Source organism: Priestia sp. FSL W8-0524, assembly GCF_038005965.1.
GTDB classification, from domain to species: Bacteria; Bacillota; Bacilli; order Bacillales; family Bacillaceae_H; genus Priestia; species Priestia zanthoxyli.
Genome location: NZ_JBBOUG010000001.1, coordinates 247,764 through 270,183, shown reverse-complemented (window position 1 = coordinate 270,183; position 22,420 = coordinate 247,764). Strand labels below are relative to the sequence as shown.

Annotated in this window: 27 protein-coding genes and 1 riboswitch; of the genes, 14 read left to right on the top strand and 13 right to left on the bottom strand. The window is 38.7% G+C overall.

Features of this window, described 5'->3' with window-relative positions; translation table 11 throughout:
- Window positions 1-156: 156 nt before the first annotated feature.
- The 7 genes from NST66_RS01385 to NST66_RS01355 all read left to right on the top strand — a co-directional run bounded on the left by NST66_RS01385 (window position 157) and on the right by NST66_RS01355 (window position 7,547).
- A complete protein-coding gene (locus NST66_RS01385) occupies window positions 157-1,503 on the top strand; it encodes a YheC/YheD family endospore coat-associated protein (protein ID WP_033580651.1) in 1,347 nt (448 codons plus the stop codon).
- The gene (locus NST66_RS01380; protein ID WP_028412566.1) at window positions 1,500-2,579 is read left to right on the top strand and encodes a YheC/YheD family endospore coat-associated protein; all 1,080 of its coding nucleotides are present in this window, start codon (window positions 1,500-1,502) and stop codon (window positions 2,577-2,579) included. Before NST66_RS01385 ends, NST66_RS01380 begins: the two co-directional genes overlap by 4 nt.
- A gap of 4 nt (window positions 2,580-2,583) precedes the next feature.
- Window positions 2,584-3,933 (top strand): YheC/YheD family endospore coat-associated protein, encoded by a 1,350-nt coding sequence (locus NST66_RS01375; RefSeq protein WP_028412567.1) that lies wholly within the window; start codon window positions 2,584-2,586, stop codon window positions 3,931-3,933.
- The gene (locus NST66_RS01370) at window positions 3,930-5,090 is read left to right on the top strand and encodes a YheC/YheD family endospore coat-associated protein (protein ID WP_028412568.1); all 1,161 of its coding nucleotides are present in this window, start codon (window positions 3,930-3,932) and stop codon (window positions 5,088-5,090) included. Before NST66_RS01375 ends, NST66_RS01370 begins: the two co-directional genes overlap by 4 nt.
- Before the next feature lie 66 nt (window positions 5,091-5,156).
- Complete coding sequence (locus NST66_RS01365) at window positions 5,157-5,366, top strand: YheE family protein (protein WP_028412569.1); 210 nt, start codon at window positions 5,157-5,159, stop codon at window positions 5,364-5,366.
- Window positions 5,367-5,395: 29 nt separating this feature from the next.
- Entirely contained in the window at window positions 5,396-6,298 is a 903-nt protein-coding gene (locus NST66_RS01360) for a PucR family transcriptional regulator (protein WP_033580652.1), read from the top strand.
- Window positions 6,299-6,437: 139 nt separating this feature from the next.
- Complete coding sequence (locus NST66_RS01355; protein WP_340843033.1) at window positions 6,438-7,547, top strand: ABC transporter ATP-binding protein; 1,110 nt, start codon at window positions 6,438-6,440, stop codon at window positions 7,545-7,547.
- A 23-nt stretch (window positions 7,548-7,570) separates the two neighbouring features.
- Here NST66_RS01355 and NST66_RS01350 read toward each other — a convergent pair whose 3' ends face one another.
- The gene (locus NST66_RS01350; protein ID WP_034268022.1) at window positions 7,571-7,813 is read right to left on the bottom strand and encodes a hypothetical protein; all 243 of its coding nucleotides are present in this window, start codon (window positions 7,811-7,813) and stop codon (window positions 7,571-7,573) included.
- 292 nt (window positions 7,814-8,105) lie between these two features.
- Between NST66_RS01350 and NST66_RS01345 the strand changes: the two genes are divergently transcribed.
- Window positions 8,106-8,324, top strand: coding sequence for an alpha/beta-type small acid-soluble spore protein (locus NST66_RS01345; protein WP_013055290.1), 219 nt, complete (start codon window positions 8,106-8,108; stop codon window positions 8,322-8,324).
- A gap of 65 nt (window positions 8,325-8,389) precedes the next feature.
- Here NST66_RS01345 and NST66_RS01340 read toward each other — a convergent pair whose 3' ends face one another.
- A complete protein-coding gene (locus tag NST66_RS01340; RefSeq protein WP_340843032.1) occupies window positions 8,390-9,655 on the bottom strand; it encodes a hemolysin family protein in 1,266 nt (421 codons plus the stop codon).
- Window positions 9,656-9,839: 184 nt separating this feature from the next.
- Between NST66_RS01340 and NST66_RS01335 the strand changes: the two genes are divergently transcribed.
- Window positions 9,840-10,460, top strand: a complete 621-nt coding sequence (locus tag NST66_RS01335) for an NAD(P)-dependent oxidoreductase (RefSeq protein ID WP_049162840.1) — start codon at window positions 9,840-9,842, stop codon at window positions 10,458-10,460.
- A gap of 38 nt (window positions 10,461-10,498) precedes the next feature.
- On the opposite strand, the gene NST66_RS01330 is transcribed toward NST66_RS01335, so the two are convergent.
- Window positions 10,499-10,696, bottom strand: a complete 198-nt coding sequence (locus NST66_RS01330; protein WP_016762958.1) for a hypothetical protein — start codon at window positions 10,694-10,696, stop codon at window positions 10,499-10,501.
- Window positions 10,697-10,877: 181 nt separating this feature from the next.
- Here NST66_RS01330 and gpmA point away from each other — a divergent pair, with 181 nt between their 5' ends.
- A complete protein-coding gene (gene gpmA, locus NST66_RS01325; protein ID WP_028412574.1) occupies window positions 10,878-11,603 on the top strand; it encodes a 2,3-diphosphoglycerate-dependent phosphoglycerate mutase in 726 nt (241 codons plus the stop codon).
- A gap of 30 nt (window positions 11,604-11,633) precedes the next feature.
- Here gpmA and thiD read toward each other — a convergent pair whose 3' ends face one another.
- The 9 genes from thiD to NST66_RS01280 all read right to left on the bottom strand — a co-directional run bounded on the left by thiD (window position 11,634) and on the right by NST66_RS01280 (window position 17,623).
- On the bottom strand, window positions 11,634-12,443 hold the full coding sequence (gene thiD / locus NST66_RS01320) for a bifunctional hydroxymethylpyrimidine kinase/phosphomethylpyrimidine kinase (RefSeq protein ID WP_028412575.1): 810 nt from the start codon (window positions 12,441-12,443) through the stop codon (window positions 11,634-11,636).
- 22 nt (window positions 12,444-12,465) lie between these two features.
- Window positions 12,466-13,485, bottom strand: a complete 1,020-nt coding sequence (locus NST66_RS01315; RefSeq protein WP_028412576.1) for a thiazole biosynthesis adenylyltransferase ThiF — start codon at window positions 13,483-13,485, stop codon at window positions 12,466-12,468.
- Window positions 13,482-14,249: a thiazole synthase gene (locus tag NST66_RS01310; RefSeq protein ID WP_013055283.1), complete on the bottom strand. Its 768-nt coding sequence runs from the start codon at window positions 14,247-14,249 to the stop codon at window positions 13,482-13,484. The genes NST66_RS01315 and NST66_RS01310 overlap by 4 nt, the downstream gene beginning before the upstream one ends.
- A 5-nt stretch (window positions 14,250-14,254) precedes the next feature.
- Complete coding sequence (gene thiS, locus NST66_RS01305) at window positions 14,255-14,458, bottom strand: sulfur carrier protein ThiS (RefSeq protein WP_028412577.1); 204 nt, start codon at window positions 14,456-14,458, stop codon at window positions 14,255-14,257.
- On the bottom strand, window positions 14,455-15,582 hold the full coding sequence (thiO, locus tag NST66_RS01300) for a glycine oxidase ThiO (RefSeq protein WP_340843031.1): 1,128 nt from the start codon (window positions 15,580-15,582) through the stop codon (window positions 14,455-14,457). The genes thiS and thiO overlap by 4 nt, the downstream gene beginning before the upstream one ends.
- A complete protein-coding gene (locus NST66_RS01295) occupies window positions 15,566-16,189 on the bottom strand; it encodes a thiamine phosphate synthase (protein ID WP_028412579.1) in 624 nt (207 codons plus the stop codon). Before NST66_RS01295 ends, thiO begins: the two co-directional genes overlap by 17 nt.
- A 121-nt stretch (window positions 16,190-16,310) precedes the next feature.
- Window positions 16,311-16,412, bottom strand: a riboswitch (TPP riboswitch).
- 158 nt (window positions 16,413-16,570) lie between these two features.
- Window positions 16,571-16,786, bottom strand: coding sequence for a hypothetical protein (locus NST66_RS01290; protein WP_013055279.1), 216 nt, complete (start codon window positions 16,784-16,786; stop codon window positions 16,571-16,573).
- Window positions 16,787-16,837: 51 nt separating this feature from the next.
- Entirely contained in the window at window positions 16,838-17,224 is a 387-nt protein-coding gene (gene crcB, locus NST66_RS01285) for a fluoride efflux transporter CrcB (protein ID WP_028412580.1), read from the bottom strand.
- Window positions 17,225-17,623, bottom strand: a complete 399-nt coding sequence (locus tag NST66_RS01280) for a fluoride efflux transporter FluC (RefSeq protein WP_028412581.1) — start codon at window positions 17,621-17,623, stop codon at window positions 17,225-17,227.
- Window positions 17,624-17,964: 341 nt separating this feature from the next.
- Here NST66_RS01280 and NST66_RS01275 point away from each other — a divergent pair, with 341 nt between their 5' ends.
- The 3 genes from NST66_RS01275 to NST66_RS01265 are packed head-to-tail and all read left to right on the top strand — an operon-like array spanning window position 17,965 to window position 20,239.
- Window positions 17,965-18,786, top strand: coding sequence for an amino acid ABC transporter substrate-binding protein (locus NST66_RS01275; protein WP_034268043.1), 822 nt, complete (start codon window positions 17,965-17,967; stop codon window positions 18,784-18,786).
- A complete protein-coding gene (locus NST66_RS01270) occupies window positions 18,770-19,474 on the top strand; it encodes an amino acid ABC transporter permease (RefSeq protein WP_034268046.1) in 705 nt (234 codons plus the stop codon). Before NST66_RS01275 ends, NST66_RS01270 begins: the two co-directional genes overlap by 17 nt.
- Window positions 19,475-19,504: 30 nt before the next feature.
- The gene (locus NST66_RS01265; RefSeq protein WP_034268049.1) at window positions 19,505-20,239 is read left to right on the top strand and encodes an amino acid ABC transporter ATP-binding protein; all 735 of its coding nucleotides are present in this window, start codon (window positions 19,505-19,507) and stop codon (window positions 20,237-20,239) included.
- A 34-nt stretch (window positions 20,240-20,273) separates the two neighbouring features.
- Here the strand turns inward: NST66_RS01265 and NST66_RS01260 are convergent, their stop codons facing one another.
- Window positions 20,274-21,218 (bottom strand): nucleoside hydrolase, encoded by a 945-nt coding sequence (locus tag NST66_RS01260; protein WP_033580660.1) that lies wholly within the window; start codon window positions 21,216-21,218, stop codon window positions 20,274-20,276.
- A gap of 179 nt (window positions 21,219-21,397) precedes the next feature.
- Here NST66_RS01260 and NST66_RS01255 point away from each other — a divergent pair, with 179 nt between their 5' ends.
- A complete protein-coding gene (locus NST66_RS01255) occupies window positions 21,398-22,393 on the top strand; it encodes an NADPH:quinone oxidoreductase family protein (protein ID WP_028412585.1) in 996 nt (331 codons plus the stop codon).
- The last annotated feature ends 27 nt before the right edge of the window (window positions 22,394-22,420 follow it).

Genomic DNA, 22,420 nt, shown 5'->3' with positions numbered 1-22,420 from the left:
TCTTGACTTCCCTAACTATAACAAATTATTATATAAAATTCAGCTTAAGACCTTTATTTTCTCAGAAAACGATAAATTCTCTTCACAGATTGGGCTAATTCCTCATAGTATATATCAGCATTCGCCTACTAAAGGAAAGAAAAAGAGGATTCGTTTATGAATACTTTTACCATTTCTCTAAAACCACTAGAGAACCATATGAGCGACGACATTTACATTAGTTCTGCTCTGTTCTCACGTGTGAAATGCAAGCACGAGTTTACGTTAACAGTAGGCTCCATCACGAAAGAAGTCAAAGCCACTGTTTTTCAGCATCGAGAATGCTGCTTCATGATGTCGGAAGCTCTATTTGCAGACTTTTGCTTTCCGTATGAAACGCATCAGCTGAGAGGCATTTACGAAGAGAACACGTTTAGGATGGGACCCGTGATTAGCATCGTAACAGAAGTTCGAGAAGATGAAGAACCCTTTGGCTCCATTTCTGTATTTTGTAAGGAATTTGTTCAAGCTTGCAAGGAGTTAGGGTGTTTTTGCTATGTGAGCAAATTGAGCGACGTGAAGTCATTGTCCCCTAAAGGATATGTTTATCGCGGTGATCGATGGGTTTATTCAGACGTTCCCTTTCCGGGAATCGTACACAACCGGATTCATGCCAGGAAAACCGAGCAAAGCGCTGATTTTCAAACCTTTAAAACATTTTTGAAAGAGCATGACGTTCCTTTCTTTAACGCACGCTACTTAAATAAATGGACGGTTTTTCAACAGCTTAAAGATGTTGTACACTTGCTTCCATATTTGCCAAAAACGTATCAGCTTCGTTCACGTCAAGATCTTCTTGACGCTTTGGAACTTCATGACGATGTTTTTCTGAAGCCTGTTCATGGTAGCCAAGGAAAAAATATTTTTAAAATTTCAAAGAAAGAGAAGTATATTTTAGACTATACAACGTTTACACAGACGTATGAAAAAGAATATGAATCTCTCTATGACTTATTTGAAACGCTTTATAGTCAATTAAAAAGGCAAGGATTTCTCATCCAAGAAGGAATTTCACTGCAGACATACAAACAGTGCCCTTTTGATTTCCGCATTCTCTGTCATAAAAAAGACGACTTGACGTGGAAAATCACGTCCATTGTCACACGTGTATCAAAACCCGGCAATTTCGTCTCAAATCTTGCTCGTGGAGGGGATATTCATCCTCCTCAGCAAGTTTTAACTCAGCTCTATGATTCAAAAACGACGCGCCATATCCTTTCACTTTTAAAAGAGATTGCGATTGAAATTTGCACACAGCTTTCTCACCCGTCTGAACTTTATGCAGAATTTGGTATTGATTTAGCGATTGATCAAGAAGGAAAGCCTTGGATTATTGAAGTAAATGTCAAACCTTCCAAACAATTAGATTCAAGCGCTTTCTCTGTTCGTCCCTCAACAAAAGCACTGCTTGATTATTGTCTGCATGCAACGAATTTTCAATTTGCCAAGGAGGATTTACGATGATTTCATTAGGCTTTTTAACGATTCACCCACAGCAAGAAGTGGAGTATGTGACCGAAATTGCTAAACATGCTTCTGAGTTTTCAATTGAAATATACCGTTTTACTCCTTTTAACATTCATCCTAACACCGAAAATATTGAAGGCTTCCGCTACGATTTACAACAAAAGAAATGGATAGAAGATTCCTTTTTACTTCCTTCGTTTATTTACGATCGCTGCTTTTATCGAAAAGACTCGCTGTCTAATAAGGCTCGCCCTATTGTAAACTGGCTTAAACAGCGGGAAGATGTTACATTTTTAGGCCATGGATTGCCCAATAAGCTAGATGTCTATGAAGCAATTAAAAAAGATAGCTATTTATCTTCATATATTCCTCCTACCACTCCAATCGAAAGTGTAGAGCAGCTTGTTCAGCTGCTTCGAACAAATGATAGCCTAATGATTAAGCCTGCCAACGGTTCACAAGGTAAAGGAATTGTGAAATTAAGACAGCGTGGACGTGAAATTGAAGCTTCTTATCAACAAAATGACATTGTAAACACCATTCTATTTTCCTCTTTTCAGGAGTTTAAGAACTGGTTTACGAAAACGACCCGTGATGTATTGTATATTGCTCAGCCCCATATTTCATTTTTCCCTTATGAGCGCACTCCTTTTGATATAAGACTGCTATTACAAAAAGGAAACGATGGTGCTTGGAAAGAAATTGGAAGAGGAATTAGACAAGGTGAACGAGACTCCATCGTAACAAATGTAAGTTCAGGAGCCTCTATTGTACCTTTTGAGAACTTGCTGCCTCGCATCCCTCGCGTTCACCGTCAATATGTAATGGATGAAATCAACACCATTTGTAAAACGATTCCGTCCGTGCTGGAAAATCATTTTCCTTCTCTTTTTGAATTAGGTATTGATTTATGTATCTCGAGAGACTTCAGCATCTGGATTCTAGATTTAAATTCGAAACCAGGAAGAAAAATCGTAATGGAGACAGCTCCTGAACAAAAAGAAGTCATGTATAAAAATGTCCTGTCTTACTGCATCTATTTAGCTAACACACTATCGTATCGTAAGGAGTAATGCTATGAAAAAAACTCTTACTCGCCTTGTTGTAGTAGAGCAGCTAGGATGCGATCTTTCTGTTCCTGCATCTCTTTACAAAGACTCCTTGAAACAAGCAGCTTTTGGAACAATGACAGCTCCATGCCTTATACAATCTTCAGAATGTGAAGAAATTCAGATTTCAGCTGAGCTAATGACAAAACTGCAAATTCCTTTCGCTCATATGATGCACCCTATTATTGTGAATGAGACCATTCACTTAGGACCTTTAATTGGTGTGTTATCAGCTGGTTTTACTGGTTCTCTGCTGCGGCCAATTGGAAAGCGTTCCCTTCACTTAGCTAAACTTCTTTCTACTGCAAGTATAACAGGGGGACTTCCTTTTATTTTTGGAACTCATCATATCAACTGGGAAACCGGGACCATAAACGGCTATTTTTACGAGGAAAGCGGCTGGACACAGCATGAAGTCCCGCTTCCTAACGTTGTATATAACCGTTTGCCAAATCGAAAAACAGAGGGGTTAGCTCCTTTTAAGTTCATTAAAGAAAAGATGATGACTGATTACGGCATTCCATTTTTTAATCCTGATTTTTTCAACAAGTGGGAAATTCATGAGCTTTTAAAACTGAACGAGCAGACAGCCTATTTGTTACCTTACACGGTTGAAAGTCCTTCGTGTGAGCAAATAAAAAAACTTCTGCTTCTTCATCAAACCGTTTATTTAAAGCCGAAAAACGGAAGCTTAGGCCGCGGCATTTATACGCTAGCTTTTAAAGATTCCATGTACACGCTGACTTACAAAGGAGAAAAAGGTCTTCATGTTCAAGAAAAAGAAACCTTAGAGGAACTATTATCAGAATTTGAATATTTACTTACTAATCCTTCATACATTGCTCAGCAAGGTATTTCATTAATCAAAAAAGAAAAGCGCTGTGTAGACTTTCGCGTGCATACGAATAAAGACGGGAATAACCAATGGGTGCTTACTGCTCTAGCTGCTAAAGTAGCCGGTCCCAACAGCATCACTACGCATCTTGATTACGGCGGAGAAATTGAAGCTACAGCCAAAATATTCACTAACCCTTCTTACAAAAAAGAAATCGAAAATAAGCTAAAAGATGCCGCTATCTCAATTAGTCATATACTTGAACAGGAGTTGAACGGATTAATTGGAGAGCTTGGATTCGATTTTGGAGTGGATTATCAAGGAAACGTGTGGCTGTTTGAAGCTAACTCTAAGCCCGGTCGCTCTATTTTTTCACACCCTGCCTTACGAAAAGCGGATCAACAAACTAGAAAACTTTCTCTAGAATATGCGATTTACTTATCTGGATACTATCTAAATACACCTGAAGGCATCAGCATATGATTACAATTTACTATCACAAAGAAAAGCAGCAGTGGTTTCATAATAATCCTTCAGCATCTTACACATGGGGAGTTCAAGAAATTGAACTTCCCTTTACTCAAAGCATTTCTTCTACTCAAGCTTTTCTTCGTTTAAAAGGAGAAAAAGCAGGTCCTATTGTGGGAGTTTTAACGAACAAAGCTGTTTTGGAAAAACTGAATGTAAAACAGCGTCCTTTATTAGAACTCTTACATCATACCCTGCAAGAGAAAGGCGGGCTTCTTGCTTTATTCGCTGAAGAAACAATGTCTCATCACTTCTTTGAAGGGTATTGCTTTGACGGGGCAAAAAAGCAGTGGATCAAAACAACTTTGCCGCTGCCAAACGTTATATATAATCGTTATCCAGGAAGAAAATCAGAAACCAAAAAGCTGAAATCTTTACACAAAAAAATAAAAAGCAGGCACATCCCCCTTTTTAATTCCGCTTTTTTTTCAAAATGGAAAGTGTATCAGTTATTTTCAAAACATCCACTATTATCTTCTCACCTTCCTAAAACCTATCGTTTAACACCAGAAATTGATATTGCTAAGCTTCTGCAAAAACACTCTTCTCTTTATTTTAAGCCTATTAACAGCAGTAAAGGCGCTGGAATTTTCCGATTATCTTCCGATAAGCATACGATTATTTATCAAGATCATACACGCAAAGAAGAATTTTCTTCTTTACAAGCAATTGACCTTCCCAGGTCTGCTTATCTCATTCAAGAAGCAATTGAGACGCAGCCATTCAAAGACCGGCGCTATGACTTACGTATTTTAGCGCATCACAAAGATAGCCGGTATGTTATTAGCGGCGTCGGTATTCGACATAGTCCCTATCACTCCATTACAACACATACGTTAAACGGCGGAAGCATTTCACCTTCTCAAGATCTTGAAGATGAAGTAGATACTTCCTTTCTTTCGTCTTTTGTAAATACGTGCGGGCAAGTCCTTCAAAAGTCCTTCCCTCTCATTGAAGAATTTTCTCTTGATATGGCAAAGTCAGTCCAAGGTCATTATTATCTGTTTGAAGTGAATGCAAAACCGATGATTTTTGATGAAACAGACATTCAAACGCAAGGTGCTAAACACATATGCAACATATTTTACAAATTAACAAAATTTTTAGATTAAATGATTTTTCATCTCCTTTTCTCATGGTAAGCTTATAATAACTACTTGAGAAAGGAGATTTTCTTTATGGTTGCACATTTTCAGGTTAAACCACTGTATCAAAATAATCGAATGCCGGGCTGGCACATCTCGTTTTATATGAATCGGGTTTATTACGAGGCTGATTATTTAAAAGATGGACAAATTGTATGGAAAACTGCGCTTTCTAATCAAATAGATGAAACACAATTAATTGATTATATTCATGAGCTTATGCTTTTTCACGTTTATGAATAGTAAGCTTTCACCGAAGGGAACGAGCACAGATGAAACAGCTGCACACACTATTTGGGGATAAAATGATTAAGGCTAAAATCCCTTCTCAATTTGAACGATACAAATGGTTTTCATGTGATGAAGGCTTCATTGGAATTGAACACACGGCTTTGTCTCAAAAAGAGCAGGCATTACTTTCTGCTTTTTTAACGCCTTATGATGAGGAAGTTTCTTTCCTGACGCCAGAACAATTGTATTGGTCAAACCTGTTATTTAAAGCACCTGAAAAAGTCATTCACTCTCATCATACGCACCATTCTTTTCGCTTTACCCAGTTTTTAATTAAACGTTTGTTTGAACAAAAAATAGAGTTTGAAAATGCGCTTCACGCCTTGTATTCTACCTCGATTACTGTGTTGTGGATTGATAAACAATCAGGTATCGTTATCGAAACCTTTGATGATCCTAATGACTTAACTGAAAATTTATCAGATTCTATCGAGGTGCTATGTCATGATTTTGAAACTTCAATTCAGTTCTTTGAAGGACAAATTCACTTTTTTCCGTCTTCACCGCGATTAATTTTTGAGCGTGAAAAGAAATGGTTTTATCAAATTAAGCATACAGTCGAACAAAACCATGTTATCCATTTTACCGACGTTTTACCCCATTTGGTTCTGCAAGAGTCTTCAGAGGCAATCCAAAATCATATGATACATTTACTTGACTTAGTAAAAGATGATGGAGATCTTTTAGAAACGATTAAAGTTTATTTAGAATGTAATTTAAACGTATCTCTTGCTGCTAAGAATTTGTACATGCATCGCAACAGCTTGCAGTATAGAATTGAGAAATTTATTGATCGCACACACCTTGATATCAAACACTTCACAGGAGCTGTGTCTGCTTACTTAGCTATTCTTGCGTTAAAAAATTCGCAGGATAAAAAATAAAATGAAAGGGTTTTCGTAAATAGTGCACGAAAACTCTTTCTTTTTTTTGTGCATGTTTGCCATTTACCGTTTCATTAAAAAAAATTACACTAGAGTTAAGAAAACGGTTTCACAGAGTACATACAAGGGGGAAATGGAAATGGCTGAATTACGTTTAGAACATATTTATAAAATGTATGATAAAGATGTGACGGCGGTAAAAGATTTTAACCTTCACATTCAAGATAAAGAATTTATTGTATTTGTTGGGCCTTCAGGCTGCGGGAAATCGACAACGCTTCGTATGGTTGCAGGGCTAGAGGAAATTTCCAAAGGTGATTTTTATATTGACAGCAAGCGTGTAAATGACGTTGCTCCAAAAGATCGCGATATTGCAATGGTATTCCAAAACTACGCATTGTATCCGCATATGAGCGTATATGACAACATGGCTTTCGGCTTAAAACTTCGTAAATTACCAAAAGATGAAATCGAACGCCGCGTAAAAGATGCCGCTCGTATTTTAGGACTTGAGCAATACTTAGAGCGCAAGCCAAAAGCATTATCCGGCGGACAGCGTCAGCGTGTAGCTCTAGGTCGTGCAATCGTTCGTGATGCTAAGGTCTTCTTAATGGACGAACCTTTATCAAACTTAGACGCGAAATTACGTGTGCAAATGCGTTCTGAAATTGCGAAGCTTCACCAGCGTTTGGGTACAACAACAATTTACGTAACACATGACCAAACCGAAGCAATGACAATGGCTTCTCGTCTGGTTGTTATGAAAGATGGGATTATCCAGCAGGTTGGTACACCAAAAGAAGTATATGAAAAACCTGAAAATGTATTTGTAGGCGGGTTTATTGGTTCTCCTGCTATGAACTTCTTAACCGGAACGTTAAAAGACGGAAAGGTTCAAGTAGGCGATTCTCTTCTTGCAGTTCCGGAAGGTAAAATGAAAATACTTCGCGAGCAAGGATATTTAAATAAACAAATTATTTTAGGCATCCGTCCTGAAGATTTCCATGATGAACCTGTATTTATTGAATCTTCACCCGGCACAAAAGTTACCATTAAAGTCGATGTATCCGAGTTAATGGGAGCTGAAACCATGCTTTATTCTAAACTTGGTGGACAAGATTTTGTAGCACGCGTAGATTCAAGAACAGATATTAAACCGCTTCAGTCTCTAAACTTAGCATTAGATATGAACAAAGCTCATTTCTTTGATGCAGAATCCGAACAGCGCATCCGTGCTGAACACGAATAAAAAAGACCCTTAGGGGTCTTTTTTTATTCCTGTATTTGCTTCAATTCCTCACTGTGACAAGTAGAGCAGTAAAAGAGATGAATACATTGGTGATTTGCTAAATCACTAGGATACCCATTTTCTACTTTTAACTGATCGATTTCCATGTAAGCACTGTAATCATCAAAATAATCGCTGACTTTTCCCATATCCCCTAGCACTTCTCCACATGCTTTGCACGTCATTTGTACATCACTAAACCCATTACATAAAGAACAAATCGACATCCGCACACCTCGCTTTACCTGATCAATATGTACCTATAATATGCACGGAATAAAACTCTCTTACTCTTTATCAAACTCCACACAAAAATTTCTATAAATTACCAATAAAATTCTATGTATATGTTTTTTTCTCTTTCGCCATAATACTAGTAACAACCGAGCACAACAGCTCGCAAACATTGAGTTACGCCGCGGTAGGCAAGCAGATCTAATCGATGCATCTGCTCGGCTGGTTCAACTCCAGCTAACTCAACCATTAAATCTATTTTATCTAACGAGGAGATGAATACACATGGCAAATTATCAAAACGCATCAAACAGAAATTCATCAAACAAGTTAGTAGCGCCTGGTGCTCAAGCTGCTATCGATCAAATGAAGTTCGAAATCGCTAGTGAGTTTGGTGTAAACTTAGGACCAGATGCAACAGCTCGTGCGAACGGATCTGTTGGTGGCGAAATCACAAAACGTTTAGTACAATTAGCTGAGCAAAACTTAGGCGGCAAGTACTAATATTAACTAATTTCATATTATGGCTTTAGCGCTCCAAGATCTCTTGGAGCGCTTTCTAATTTCTTTTAATCAGCTTCCTCATTCTTATTCGCAAATGATTTTACAGAAACTTTGCGAATGCGTCGATTTTCTACTTCCTTAATGGTAAACAATATCTCTTCATATGAGAAAAAGTCTCCTTTAGCAGGAATATAATCAAACTGCTCATATATCCATCCCCCTAAGGTATGGCACGTACTGTCAGGAGAACTAACTGCTACATAGGTTAAAAATTCATCAATAGGGATGTCTGCGTTAAATTCGTACTCCTTTTCCCCTATCTGATGTACATACTTAACAGCTTCATCATGTTCATCCCAAATCTCTCCCACAATTTCTTCTAATATATCCTCTAAGGTCACAAGACCGGCCGTTCCACCAAACTCATCAACTACAATTGCCATGTGCACCTTACTTTTTTGAAGCTCTGGCAATAGTACAGATATTTTCATGGATTCTACTACAAAAATAGGTTGTCTCAACAAATCACGAATAAAAATCTCTTTTCTTTGGACTAAACAGGTTAAAAATTCTCTTTCTGATAAAATGCCAATAATGTTATCAATATGATCTTCGTATACAGGGACTCTCGAATATCTCTCTTCAAGAAACATTTGACAAACCGAATCAATATCAGCATTTACGTCAACTGCTGTGACATCTATTCTAGGTTTTAAAATTTGCCCCACCACAATGTCATTAAAATTGAGTGAACGATGAACTAGCTCTTTTTCAATATTATTAATCGTTCCTTCTTCTTCGCTTAAATCTACCATCACTTTAATTTCATCTTCTGTGATCGTTGGTGTGGGAGCAGACGCTAACAAGTGAGAAGCTCCTTTTCTCACCTGTAAAAATAAGAAGGAAATCGGGGTTAATAATTTAATAATAAGAAATAACAAGGAAGAAATCATCAGCGCAAAAGATTCGGCATGCTCTTTCGCTAACGATTTCGGTAAGACTTCACCAAAAATCAAAATGATGATGGTCATAACGATGATACTAATCACAAGTGCTAGGTTTCCTTTAAACACATCGAGGGCAATTTTAGCTGCCAAAGAGGACGCAGCAATGTTTACGACAACATTTCCTACTAAAATTGTCGATAGCGTCTGCTCAAAGTGTTCAGCAATATGCAGCGCTTTTTTACTTCCTCGATATTTTTTCTCAGCGTAATGTTTTAAACGAATTTTATTTACGCTTGAAAAGGCTGTCTCAGCAGATGAAAAGAAAGCTGATAACATAAGCAAAACGACTAATATCATCATTTGATTCAGAGGCAAGTCTCCCAAAAGACATTCACTCTCCTATTTTTTGATTTTTCTGTCTTTTTATCATATCAAATTTTTTTGATGTTGAATATTTTCTTCATCAACTTTGTATTACTTTATGCTACGCATGCTTTTTATTATGAATAAGTATACAAATTGTATATTCTAAAGAATAGATACTATCTTTTATAGAGGGGTGCAACCAATGAAAATTTTACTATTAGGCTCAACAGGACGAGTTGGACAGTCTTTATTAAAAATGATGCTAAAAGATGAAAACGACGTTACGGTACTTGTTAGAGACCGCAATAAGCTAAAGATTAGTCATCCAAACCTACATATCTTACAAGGCGATGTCCTTGATCAAGAAAATATCAGCTTTGCCCTCAAGCACCAAGATATCGTAGTCAGCGCGTTAAATACAGATGGTGCAGAGACCATTTCAAAAAGTATTCCGCTTATTATAAACAGCATGAAGCATTACGGCGTTCATCGTATTCTTACTATCGGAACTGCAGGTATTTTACAGTCACGAACGGAACCGGAAAAGTATCGTTTTCAATCAAATGAATCAAAGCGTAAAACGACCGGAGCAGCAGAAGATCATTTAAAAGGATACTTACACTTGAAGGAAAGTGACCTAAACTGGACCGTTATATGCCCAACCTACTTGCCTGATGGTGAAGTAACAGGCACATACCGAGTGGAAAAAGATATTTTGCCAGCAGATGCCGTTAAAATTTCAACGGGAGATACCGCTCACTTTACCTACCATGAAATATGGGCTCAAAAATTCCCAAAATGCCGCGTTGGAATTGCTTATTGAAAAATCAGGAGAACTTTTCGTTTTCAAAACGAAAAGTTCTACATCCAAAAAATACCAATTATAGCTAATCCACCTAGAACAAAACCTCCTATTTGACCAACGAGAGCCGGTGTCAAAACAGGCTTTCCTTTTTCTTTCTCTAATGTGCTAATATCAAGCTTCATCTGATACATTTCTTCTTTTAAATCTTCAATCTGGCCGTGCAGCGCTTGAATCTGACGTTCTTGGTCACTCATCCACTATCTTCCCTTCCCTTTTTTATTTTTATCATATGCGTAAAAAAGTTAAAGCTTTACTTTTCAGCATCACTTTTTCTAAATGTTAAAAACTCCTTTCCCCGGCTTTAGGATAAAAAACACTTTCCTTCTCATAATAAAAAAGAATAGAGTCCTTAGTCATTGTTGAAAGGAGAACATGATGATAAAACTTGTGTTGATTAGGCATGGACAAAGCGTATGGAACCTTGAAAATAAATTTACAGGCTGGACGGATGTAGACCTTTCTAAAAATGGATTGCAAGAAGCGCGAGAAGCCGGAAAAGTGCTAAAGAAAAACGAATATGCTTTTGATATCGCCTATACTTCTGTTTTAAAACGATCCATTCGTACTCTATGGATTGTCTTACATCAAATGGACTTCATGTGGATTCCTGTATATAAATCTTGGAGACTGAATGAACGACACTACGGGGCTCTTCAAGGTTTGAACAAAGAAGAAACCGCAAAAAAATTTGGAGAAGAGCAGGTGCATTTGTGGAGAAGGTCGATGGACGAACGCCCTCCTGCTTTAGAGACAACAGATATTCGCTATGAAGCTTCCAACCCTAAGTATAAGGAATTAGCCAAGGGACAATTTCCTGTAACGGAAAACTTAGCCGATACAGAAAAGCGGGTTCTAGAATATTGGAACAAAACTATTGCTCCTTCTATTAAAGCTGGCAAAAAGGTTATTATTTCCGCTCACGGTAATACGATCAGAGCTCTGATGCAGTATTTGGATAACATTTCACCTGATGGCATTGCGAACTTGAATATTCCCACAAGCGTACCGCTTGTTTATGAGCTTGATGATAATTTAAAGCCCATTAGACATTATTATTTAGGCATCGATGGAGAGATTCCGACACATATTCCTTCTTCATAAAAAACGTGCCTAGATTGTAGGCACGTTTTTTTATATGTTTGAACGAAAGTATTTTCTATACGCCCAATGATTAGTAGGACCGTGTCCCGAACCAAGTTCAAGCGTATGCTTAATCGCATAGTGAACAAAATCCGAAGCGGTTTGAACTGCTTCAACTACGCTTTTGCCTTTCGCTAGTTCAGCCGTGACGCAAGCAGCAAACGTGCATCCCGTCCCGTGTGTATGCTTTGTATTCATCTTTTCATGCTTGATTTCAACGTACGTATGACCATCATACACTAGATCAATCATATCTTGATGAGATTGATCATGTCCGCCTTTAATTACCACGTGCTTTACACCTAGCTCATGCATCTGTTTTGCCGCTTCTTTTCTGTCTTCAATCGTGTGAATTTCTTTCCCCGTGATGACTTCCGCCTCCGGTATGTTCGGCGTAATGACTTCACAAAGAGGCAATAATTCTTTTAGAGCCTGTATAGCTTCTCTTTGAAGAAGAGATTGACCGCCTTTTGCAATCATAACGGGATCAACTACAACATTTTGCAGTCCGTGCTGTTTGATTTTACGAGCCACTGCGTAAATAATATCAGCACTGAACAACATACCTGTCTTCACTGCATTAGGAAATAAGTCAGTCGCAATTGAATCTAACTGCGTTTCAACTGCTTCTACTTCTAAAGGATAAACTCCTTGAACGCCAACTGTATTTTGTGCAGTCACAGCTGTAATAACAGACATGCCAAAAACGTCACGCTCTTGAAATGTTTTTAAATCTGCTTGAATGCCTGCTCCTCCACCGCTGTCTGATCCAGCAATGGTTAATGCTTTTGGTACTGTCATGCTTGAAACCTCCATCTCTTTCTTACCCAATATACCGATGATAAAGTGACTTTGCTTCTACTATATCGTTTGTTCCATGGACAAAGACGCGCCCGTCTTGAAACATCACTAAACGGTAATCATCTACATAAAAAGAAAGCAGATACGGATTTTGTTCAATTTTATATCCTTTTTCTTTTAATCGTTCACCTAAAGACTGCAGCGGCTGCTTGGCTGATTTGCCCGGACGGATTTGTACCGTGTTTCTTCCGCATAGCACAGCTGTTTTCGTTTGATTTTCATATTGTAAAAAGGGATACGTTTGTTCACTGCCGCATGAGCGGCAAGCAGATTTGCGAAATACGTTCACATTGATGCTCGTATACTCATTTTTCCATACGTCAAACGAAACAAGTTCCCTCCTGAGCGCATTCCAGTCTCCAACTAATATTTTTAACACCTCTGTTACTTGATGAGCGACTACCATTTGTACAGCAGGACTAATAATCCCCACTGTATCACATGTTAACCCTCCAAGCGGTACAGATTCAAGCAAACAGGATAAACACGGTGTTTCACTTGGTATGATAGTATAACTAATTCCGTAACTTCCTACACATGCTCCGTAAATCCAAGGAATATCATATTTTTGTGATAAATCATTCATTACAAGGCGTGTGTCAAAATTATCGGTTGCATCAATCATAACATCTACCCCCTCAACAAGCTGTTCTAAAACTTGAGGGGTACCGTCCGCTACGTGGGCTTCTACTTTTACATCATGATTAATATCGTGAAGCCTTTTTTTAGCGGCAACTGCTTTTGGGATTCTTTTATCAGCATCTTTTTCACTATACAATTGCTGACGCTGAAGGTTGCTCCACTCTACATAATCGCGGTCAATGAGCGTTATTTTCTTTACTCCCGCTCGTGCAAGGGCCTCGGCGTTCCCTGTTCCAAGAGCACCTGCTCCTACAATCAGAACATGCTTTTCTTGAATTTGCTGCTGTCCGCCTTTTCCAATAGGTTGAAACAATTCTTGGCGGGAATAACGATTAATCAACCGATACTCATCCCTTCTGTTGGACTGCTTGCCGTTGCATATTGTTTCTTTTCAATACGTCCTGCTTCAAATGCTGCTCTTCCTGCCTCAATCGCTAGCTTCATAGCACGAGCCATTTTCACAGGATCTTTTGCTCCTGAAACAGCTGTATTTAATAACACACCATCTGCTCCTAGCTCCATAGCTTGAGCTGCGTCTGAAGCCGTTCCAATACCTGCATCTACAATTACTGGAACGGTTGATTGTTCAATGATAAAACGCATGTTCAACGGATTAATAATACCTTGACCTGAACCGATAGGCGACGCTCCTGGCATAATGGCATGTACGCCTAACTCCTCTAAACGACGCGCAAGTAAAACATCATCTGATGTGTAAGGTAAAACGGTAAAGCCCTCTTTTAACAGTTCTTCACTAGCTTTTAATGTTTCAACTGGATCAGGAAGCAGCGTCTTATCACATCCAATTACTTCTACTTTCACCATGTCACAAAGTCCAGAAGCCTTTGCTAATTTAGCAATACGTACGGCCTCTTCTGCATTTTTTGCTCCAGCAGTGTTAGGCAAAAGAGTGAAACGCTTCACATCAAGTGCTTCTAATAAATTAGGCTGATTTTGATCAAAAATATCCATTCGTCTAACAGCAAATGTTAAAATTTCTGTTTCCGACTCTTCTACCGCTTGACGCTGAGTCGTAAAGTCCGGAAATTTCCCTGTTCCTAATAATAAACGTGAATTAAATGTATATTGTCCAATTTTTAACATACTCTTCATCCTCCTCCAACAAATGAAACAACTTCTAATGTATCTCCATCTTTTAAGCATGCATCGCTATGTTCTTCTTTTTGCAAAATATTCTTGTTTAATTCAACAATTACAACTCGCTCATGCAGACTCTGAGCCTGCAGCAAGTGCTCGACCGTTTCAATTTCATCTCCGACAGTGACGGTCTTACCGTTAATAATTAGATTCAATGAACTCCCTCCATTGCTCTCGTTAGCTGAAATGATGTAAAGAATGAATGATTTGGCTTTTTCCCTAACAAAGCATCAGCCATAATTTTTCCAGTTGCAGCGCTTAATAAAATACCGTTTCGGTAGTGGCCAAAAGCCATGTGCAGATTCGCTATTTCAGGGTGCTCTCCTAAATAAGGCCAGCCATCATTCGTTTGTGGACGAAGACCAGCCCATGCTTTTTCAAATGTGGCTTCTTTAATGGCCGGCAGAAGCGCAGAAGCTTTATTCAGCAAAAATTGAATACCTTGTGCAGAAACGGTCTTAGTAAAATCATGCTGCAGCTTAGTTGCCCCGATTACGATTCTTCCACCAGTCTTAGGGACTAAGTAAAAACCTTCATCTAAAAAAATCGTTTTAGAAAGCAGGGGCTTATGACTTTGCAGAGCAATACACTCTCCTTTTACAGGAAACACCTCGCCTAAATGTTCAGAAGAAATAAAGCGTTTAGCCCATGAGCCTGCTGCAATCACTACTTTTTCTCCATAAAAAGAGCCTTTGGACGTCTGTACCCCTTTTACTGTTTCATTTTCCATAATAAGAGAGTGAACGTCACAGTATTCGAATACATCTGCTCCGTGATACAAGGCTCCATGAGCAAGAGCTTGTGTTAACTTATCCGGAGCTAGCTGGCCGTCTCCCGGTATTGTAATGGCTCCGTATATGTCTGGAGAGAGCCCGGGTTCTAACAAACGCGCTTCTTTTACATCGATCCATCTTACATCTTTGTCCCACCGGTGGTGCTGAGCGGCTTTTTTCTTTAATACGTGTGCATCTTCTTCTGTTCCAGCGACTTTTAATAAGCCTTTTTGAATGAGCTCTACGTCGATAGCCGTTTTTTCTTTTAGTTCCTTCACCAGTTCAGGAAACATGCTTCTGCTCTTAATAGCAAGGTCTAAAAGAGGACCTTCTTCATCAATTTCAGCTTGAGCACCTAAAATACCAGCGGCTGCACTTGAAGCTTCACAACCAACTTGATTGCGTTCAAGAATAGCTACTGACGCTCCTTGTTTTGACAAATGATAAGCGATAGAAGAGCTGATTATACCTCCTCCGATTAACAGTACATCATAATGCTGCTTCATTTTCTCCACCTCCAGATGTCCATATATGAGAATATTGTTTAATCGCTTTCAGGGGATCTTGCGCAAGCATGACACCAGACATCACGGCTATACCGTGTGCTCCTGTTTGAAGTACCTCTTTGGCATTTACAGGTGTAATTCCTCCAATGGCAATAACCGGTATCTGCACAGCGTCTACTACTTCTTTTAGTGCCGCTATCCCTCGACTTTTTAATTCTTTTTTTGAATGTGTTGAATAAATATGTCCGTATAAAATGTAGTGAGCACCATCTTTTTCAGCTTCTAAAGCCTCTTCCACAGAGTGAACTGACTTTCCAACAATAAGAGAAGGAAATGCGTCTATAACAAACGAAACGTCTAAACTATGATAGGCAAGCTGTACACCTTTTGCTTTTAAAGCATGCGCTACATCAACTCGGTCATTCACAATAATTTTAGAGCGACAAAATGGTAGGCTTTCTAGTAAACATTGAATCTGCTTTGCCGTTTTCTTTTTTTCTCTAATATGAATGGCGCCCGCAAAAGGCGCGATAGCCGTTAAAATTTTTTGAAGCTCTTCGATTGGCTGCTTATCTGTTGTAATGACATGAAATTTAGGAATATCCACATGATCGAAACCTTTCCATTCAGAATAAAGAGAAATTTCAATCACTTCATCTTGTGCAGAGGGCTTTATTACATACAAAAAACCACTCTACAACGTAGAGTGGTTAGCATGCATCGTTATGTAAACATGATCGCCACTTCCCTACGCTGGTCCAAACCAGATCAGGTTCAAAGGGTCCGAAATACATCCGTCTCAGCTTCAAAAAGCTCCCCTAGTGATTGCTATTTATTGATTTTGTTTTTGCACTTAAAATTATAACACAACTAAATGTAAATACAATATCTCTTTATGCTCTTACGGCTCTCTTCCTTTTATAGATGTATCTTTTAAGCTTCTTTACTAAGAGGCCCGGCGCACCGAATCATTCTGCTTTTTATATAGTTAGTAATCGGTATAGTCGTCAAATTCTTCTTTGTCTTTTTCCTTTTTCCGATCCCATATAAACAGCAGGAGTAACATAATAAAAGTTAGAATATAAAAACCGTAAAAAATAAATGCCGCCACAACATTTATAAATAAAAATAAAAAACCAATGATCTGACCTGCAACAGCTACAATCAACAAAATGTATTTCCAAACTTCTGCTTTTCTATCCATTCTCTACTTCTCCGTCTTTTTGTTTTTCCCTACTAGAAACGTTCTCTTTACTTATAATAAAAACGTTCCTGCCAGTAAACCGACTGTAAATAAACCAACTGTTCCAAATGCTGAAATCCCCACGTACGCCAACATTTTCCGATAAGATTTTTCCCGAATTAACTGTACGGTTTCCACACTAAACGTTGAAAAAGTGGTAAAGGCACCAAAAAACCCAATGCCAATCATTAAAAATATTGAATCATCATAAGCATGACTCGGAACCTTTCCATAATAACTACCGTAAAAAAGACCAAGCCCAAACGCACCGAGCAAGTTTACAAACAGCATTGAGACTGGAAAAGGAGGGTTTGAAACTGTTTTTGTAACTTTTAAACCCAAAAGATAACGGCATATTCCTCCAGCTGCCCCGCCAAGTGCCAAGCTCACTATGCTCATTTACTTCACCTCATGTACTTTCACTAAATTTTTCCCTGCCGCTTCACCGCATAGATAGCCTGCTAAAGCAAGAAGGATTCCACCTACTAAAGAGACAATGACATAAATGGCTCCCCAAAATAAATGGTGCTGAGTGAGAGAAATGACGTCTCCTGCAAAGGTTGAATACGTTGTAAAACCGCCGCACACGCCAACTCCTAGTCCAAGCTTTATCCATTCTTTTGGCTTTTTCCACGCAAAAAATCCTGTTAATAGGCCTAGTATGAAGCTTCCTAATAGGTTTTCAATTACCGTTCCTATTGGATAGCCCGTATATAATAAGGAAAGATTTAGCAAATAACGCGCATATGTACCAGCGATAGCACCAAAGGCAATTGAGATTAAGTTTATGGCTTTCATCATATCGCTCCGTTTCATAAATTCTTCTTTAAGTGTACCATAAGGAATTTATTTCTACCTTAACATTTAACTATATGTTTATTGCACCAAAAGTCATGAAAAAATGAAAGAGAAAATCGTCGCATGAAACTTCCTTTTTACTCCTCAAATATCCCTTAAAAATCCACTTAATCCAAATTTTAAAATCTTTCTGTATCCTTATGACAAACCGTGTATAGAAGGTATATTTCCCTTATTTTAAGTCACATTAATCGTATAAGTTTTTTTTGTTGACTTTTGCTGTGTTCTTGTTTAGTATCACAGAGTATCATTTCCTATCAGAATACTAGGGGGTTTAGAAAATGAAGAAATTTGCTGCACTTTTGTCGCTACTATTAGCTTTCACAGTTGTGCTTGCCGCATGCGGTTCTAGCTCAAAAAATGAAGCAAACAATGGAGACAATAAATCTTCACAAGAGGATTTATATAATAAAGTGAAAAAAGATGGCGTATTAACAATTGGAACTGAAGGTACATACCCTCCGTTCACTTTTCATGATGACAAACAAAAGCTAACTGGGTTTGATGTAGAATTGGCTCAAGAAGTAGCTAAACGTCTTGGCGTAAAAGCTGAGTTCAAAGAAACACAGTGGGATGGCATGTTTGCCGGATTAGATGCTAAACGCTTTGACATGATTGCTAATGAAGTGGGTATTCGTGAAGATCGTCAAAAGAAATACGATTTCTCTGACCCATACATCCAGTCAGGCGCCGTATTAATTGTTCGTAAAGACGAAAAAGATATCAAATCATTTAAAGATTTAAAAGGAAAAAAATCAGCACAGTCATTAACAAGTAACTACAAAGACATGGCTCAATCTTATGGTGCAAACATTACGAGTGCTGAAGGTTTTGCTCAAGCAGTAGAACTAATGAGCGCAAACCGTGTTGATGCTACAATCAACGATAAATTATCGTTCCTTGACTATAAGAAAAAGCACCCTAACGCACCTATCAAAATCGCGGATGAAAAATCCGATGGTGCTGCAAGCGGCTTTATGTTTAGAAAAGACAGCGGTAAGTTAGTGGATAAAGTAAACAAAGCATTGAAAGATATGAAAAAAGACGGAACATACGCAAAAATTTCTAAGAAATGGTTTGGCGAAGATGTTTCTCCTAAATAATATTTTTCCTGATGGAGAGCGATTGAATCAATTGATTTCAATCGCTCAATCATCTCTCTTACCAATGCTAAAGGGAGCTATTCAATATTCTATTCCACTAACATTAATAAGCTTTGCCATAGGCATTGTGTTAGCTGTTTTAACAGCACTTGCTCGCTTGTCTTCAAGTAAGATATTAAACATAATTGCACGTGTATATGTGTCAATTATTCGTGGAACGCCTTTGCTTGTGCAATTATTTATCATTTTCTACGGATTACCTAACTTAGATATAACAATTGATCCATTCATCTCTGCTGTTATTGGATTTTCATTAAGTGTAGGTGCGTATGCATCTGAAATTATCCGAGCAGCGATTCAATCTATTCCTAAAGGACAGTGGGAAGCTGGCTACTCACTCGGTATGACCTATTCCCAAGCGTTAAGACGGATTATCTTACCGCAAGCAGCACGTGTATCGATTCCGCCATTATCTAACTCTTTTATTAGTCTTATTAAAGACACGTCACTTGCATCGCTTATTCTTGTTTCTGAAATGTTCCGTCAAGCTCAAGAAATCGCTTCAACTAACTATGAGTTTTTACTTCTTTATAGTGAAGCAGCGCTCTTGTACTGGGTTATGTGTACAATCTTATCCATTATCCAAGGACGTATTGAAATAAGACTAGATCGTTACGTGTCTAAATAACCGTTTCAAGTAGCTAAAGGAGTTTTTTATATGATTAATATCAAAAATTTGCATAAATCATTCGGTGATTTGCAAGTATTAAAAGGGATTGATTTGGAAGTTGAACAGGGCAAAGTAATTGTATTAATCGGCCCTTCTGGATCGGGTAAAACTACTTTTTTACGTTGCTTAAATCTGTTAGAAATCCCAACAGACGGTACAATTGAACTTGATAAAAAAAGCATGAATTTTACCAAACCTGTTCGTAAAAAAGACATTACTTCATTTCGAAGCCTAACAGGTATGGTCTTTCAAAACTATAACTTGTTTCCTCATAAAACTGCGCTTGAAAATGTTATGGAAGGTCCTGTAATTGTAAAAGGCATTTCTACTCAAGAAGCAGAAAAAAGAGGGAAAGAATTATTAACACGAGTTGGTTTAGGAGATAAGCTTGACTTTTATCCTTTCCAACTATCAGGCGGACAACAACAGCGTGTCGGCATCGCTCGAGCAATGGCGATGGACCCAAAAGTTATGCTGTTTGATGAGCCTACTTCAGCTCTTGATCCTGAGCTTGTAGGAGACGTTCTTCAGGCCATGAAAGACCTGGCGAAAGAAGGAATGACGATGGTTGTGGTAACTCATGAAATGCGCTTTGCCCGCGAAGTAGCAGATGAAGTTATTTTTATGGATCAAGGTGTCATTATGGAAAGAGGTACACCGGATCAAATATTTTCAAATCCTCAACAAGAGCGAACACGTCAATTCTTGAATATGATTCATTAAAAAGGTTGCACATTTTCACGTGCAACCTTTTTCTTTATTTGGCTACTGCTTTTTTCATTAACTCTGTAATGTACGTAAAGAATGCTTCAGCTGTGACGTCATACACGACGTCTACAGGTCGCCCCTCTTCAGAAATTTCTGTTCTTCCTTGTCTTGGTGTTTCCGTATACACAATACTCGAAACGGTTTTTACCTTCACAAGTGTTGAATTCCCTGTAAATGCTGTTGTGAGTACATCCCACAAATAATAAGTCGAATTGGTTTCAACATGCACAAGCGGCGGGCAAGCCGCGTAGCACTGCCCTACAAAGTCTACTCCTTCATACCTGCGAAGTGAAGCCCACATTTGGCGAATAGCCGGAGTTAATGGAACTTGATTCGTGCTTTCTAAAGCAACCATCTCAATTTTAATGCTGCTTTCCCATACTGTTGCTACTGCTTCTGGATCCCAAAAAGCATTCCATTCCGCCGTTCCATCATGTTCAGGCTCCTGCACATTTCCTACTTCTTGAAATGTACCGCCCATCCACACTAACTTATCAATTTTCTCTTCTATTTCCGGCGCTTTTTCAAGTGCTCTTGCCAAATCAGTTAGCGGTCCTGTAAATAATAAAGTCGTTTTTCCGTCTGTGTGCTGCAATGTTTCAATTAAATGATCATGAGCAGGCAGCTGACTTATTTTTGTTTGCACTTTCCCTTTTTCATTTAAAATCGGCAGTGCATCTACATAAAACGTATGCATGCGCCATTCTTTTGGAAATGGGTTCATACCACGTGAAGTAGATTTGGCTACCTCGATATCATAACTTCCAAAACGATCAATAATTTTTTGGCTTGCGCTGATACCTGGCTCTAAGTATCCGTCAGCAGGAATGACAGATACCCCCGTTACCTTTACATCATCCATTTGCAGCAGTAAAAAAAGGGATACTAAATCATCAATCCCTGCGTCATGGTTAAAATATATGTTTGTGCTCATGTCTCTTCTCCTCTTTTCTATGTATCGCTACGTAATAGCTATACCGCTATTTTATAATGAAATGGCCTCTTTGGTAATCAAAGTATTATGAACTTCTTTTACTATTTTCTATAATGGGTATAGAAATAAGGTAATCTATGTATAGGCATATACATCTCAGTATAGAAAGGAGAAATAAAATGAAGCAATCATTTTCAGCATTAGTAGTAGATAAAACAGGTGAAGAACAAGTGGAGGCGTCTGTCCAAGAACTGACGCTAAACGATTTGCCAGAAGGCGATGTACTTATTCGCGTTCATTATTCAGGGGTGAATTATAAAGATAGCTTAGCCAGCATCGCAAACGGCAATATTGTGACAAGCTATCCGTTTGTTCCAGGTATTGACCTAGCAGGAATCGTTGTATCTTCTGACAGCCCTGATTTTAAAGAAGGTGATCGTGTCATCGCAACAAGCTATGACATTGGCGTATCACACTTTGGAGGCTACAGTGAGTATGCGCGCTTACGCAGCGAATGGATTGTCCCTCTTCCTGAAAATTTGACGTTAAAAGAAGCAATGATTATCGGAACAGCTGGCTTTACAGCTGCTTTATCTGTGCATCGCTTAGAGGAAAACCATACTAGTCCATCTAACGGCTCTGTGCTTGTAACAGGGGCTACGGGAGGTGTAGGAAGCTTTGCGGTTGCCATTCTTTCAAAATTAGGCTACACAGTGGAAGCAAGTACAGGAAAAAGCTCGGAAGCAGCTTATTTGAAAGAGCTTGGCGCTTCCTCTATTGTAGCGCGTGAAGACGTTTATAACGGCAAATTAAAAGCATTAGGCAAGCAAAAATGGGCCGCTGCGGTGGATCCTGTGGGTGGAGAGCCCCTAGCTTCTGTCCTCAGTCAAATTCAGTACGGAGGCTCTGTAGCGGTCAGCGGGCTAACAGCTGGAGGCAAAGTGCCAACAACGGTCTTTCCCTTCATTTTGAGAGGGATTAATTTACTCGGCATCGATTCTGTTTACTGTCCAATGCCTACTCGAAAAGAGATTTGGAATAGACTCGCTAATGACTTTAAACCTGAAAGCTTCGAACCTTTCATTCAGCAGGAAGTTTCTTTACAAGATCTCCCTCAGGTTCTTCCTACTTTATTAAAAGGACAAGCTCGAGGACGAACAATTGTGAAGCTATAAAAAAACGGAGAAACCTGGGTTTCTCCG

Coding starts and splice junctions, on each gene's coding strand:
- NST66_RS01385 (WP_033580651.1), top strand. CDS start 157: ATGAATACTTTTACCATTTCTCTAAAACCACTAGAGAACCATATGAGC.
- NST66_RS01380 (WP_028412566.1), top strand. CDS start 1,500: ATGATTTCATTAGGCTTTTTAACGATTCACCCACAGCAAGAAGTGGAG.
- NST66_RS01375 (WP_028412567.1), top strand. CDS start 2,584: ATGAAAAAAACTCTTACTCGCCTTGTTGTAGTAGAGCAGCTAGGATGC.
- NST66_RS01370 (WP_028412568.1), top strand. CDS start 3,930: ATGATTACAATTTACTATCACAAAGAAAAGCAGCAGTGGTTTCATAAT.
- NST66_RS01365 (WP_028412569.1), top strand. CDS start 5,157: ATGGTTGCACATTTTCAGGTTAAACCACTGTATCAAAATAATCGAATG.
- NST66_RS01360 (WP_033580652.1), top strand. CDS start 5,396: ATGAAACAGCTGCACACACTATTTGGGGATAAAATGATTAAGGCTAAA.
- NST66_RS01355 (WP_340843033.1), top strand. CDS start 6,438: ATGGCTGAATTACGTTTAGAACATATTTATAAAATGTATGATAAAGAT.
- NST66_RS01350 (WP_034268022.1), bottom strand. CDS start 7,813: ATGTCGATTTGTTCTTTATGTAATGGGTTTAGTGATGTACAAATGACG.
- NST66_RS01345 (WP_013055290.1), top strand. CDS start 8,106: ATGGCAAATTATCAAAACGCATCAAACAGAAATTCATCAAACAAGTTA.
- NST66_RS01335 (WP_049162840.1), top strand. CDS start 9,840: ATGAAAATTTTACTATTAGGCTCAACAGGACGAGTTGGACAGTCTTTA.
- NST66_RS01330 (WP_016762958.1), bottom strand. CDS start 10,696: ATGAGTGACCAAGAACGTCAGATTCAAGCGCTGCACGGCCAGATTGAA.
- gpmA (WP_028412574.1), top strand. CDS start 10,878: ATGATAAAACTTGTGTTGATTAGGCATGGACAAAGCGTATGGAACCTT.
- thiD (WP_028412575.1), bottom strand. CDS start 12,443: ATGACAGTACCAAAAGCATTAACCATTGCTGGATCAGACAGCGGTGGA.
- NST66_RS01310 (WP_013055283.1), bottom strand. CDS start 14,249: ATGTTAAAAATTGGACAATATACATTTAATTCACGTTTATTATTAGGA.
- thiO (WP_340843031.1), bottom strand. CDS start 15,582: ATGAAGCAGCATTATGATGTACTGTTAATCGGAGGAGGTATAATCAGC.
- NST66_RS01290 (WP_013055279.1), bottom strand. CDS start 16,786: ATGGATAGAAAAGCAGAAGTTTGGAAATACATTTTGTTGATTGTAGCT.
- crcB (WP_028412580.1), bottom strand. CDS start 17,224: ATGAGCATAGTGAGCTTGGCACTTGGCGGGGCAGCTGGAGGAATATGC.
- NST66_RS01280 (WP_028412581.1), bottom strand. CDS start 17,623: ATGAAAGCCATAAACTTAATCTCAATTGCCTTTGGTGCTATCGCTGGT.
- NST66_RS01275 (WP_034268043.1), top strand. CDS start 17,965: ATGAAGAAATTTGCTGCACTTTTGTCGCTACTATTAGCTTTCACAGTT.
- NST66_RS01270 (WP_034268046.1), top strand. CDS start 18,770: ATGTTTCTCCTAAATAATATTTTTCCTGATGGAGAGCGATTGAATCAA.
- NST66_RS01265 (WP_034268049.1), top strand. CDS start 19,505: ATGATTAATATCAAAAATTTGCATAAATCATTCGGTGATTTGCAAGTA.
- NST66_RS01260 (WP_033580660.1), bottom strand. CDS start 21,218: ATGAGCACAAACATATATTTTAACCATGACGCAGGGATTGATGATTTA.
- NST66_RS01255 (WP_028412585.1), top strand. CDS start 21,398: ATGAAGCAATCATTTTCAGCATTAGTAGTAGATAAAACAGGTGAAGAA.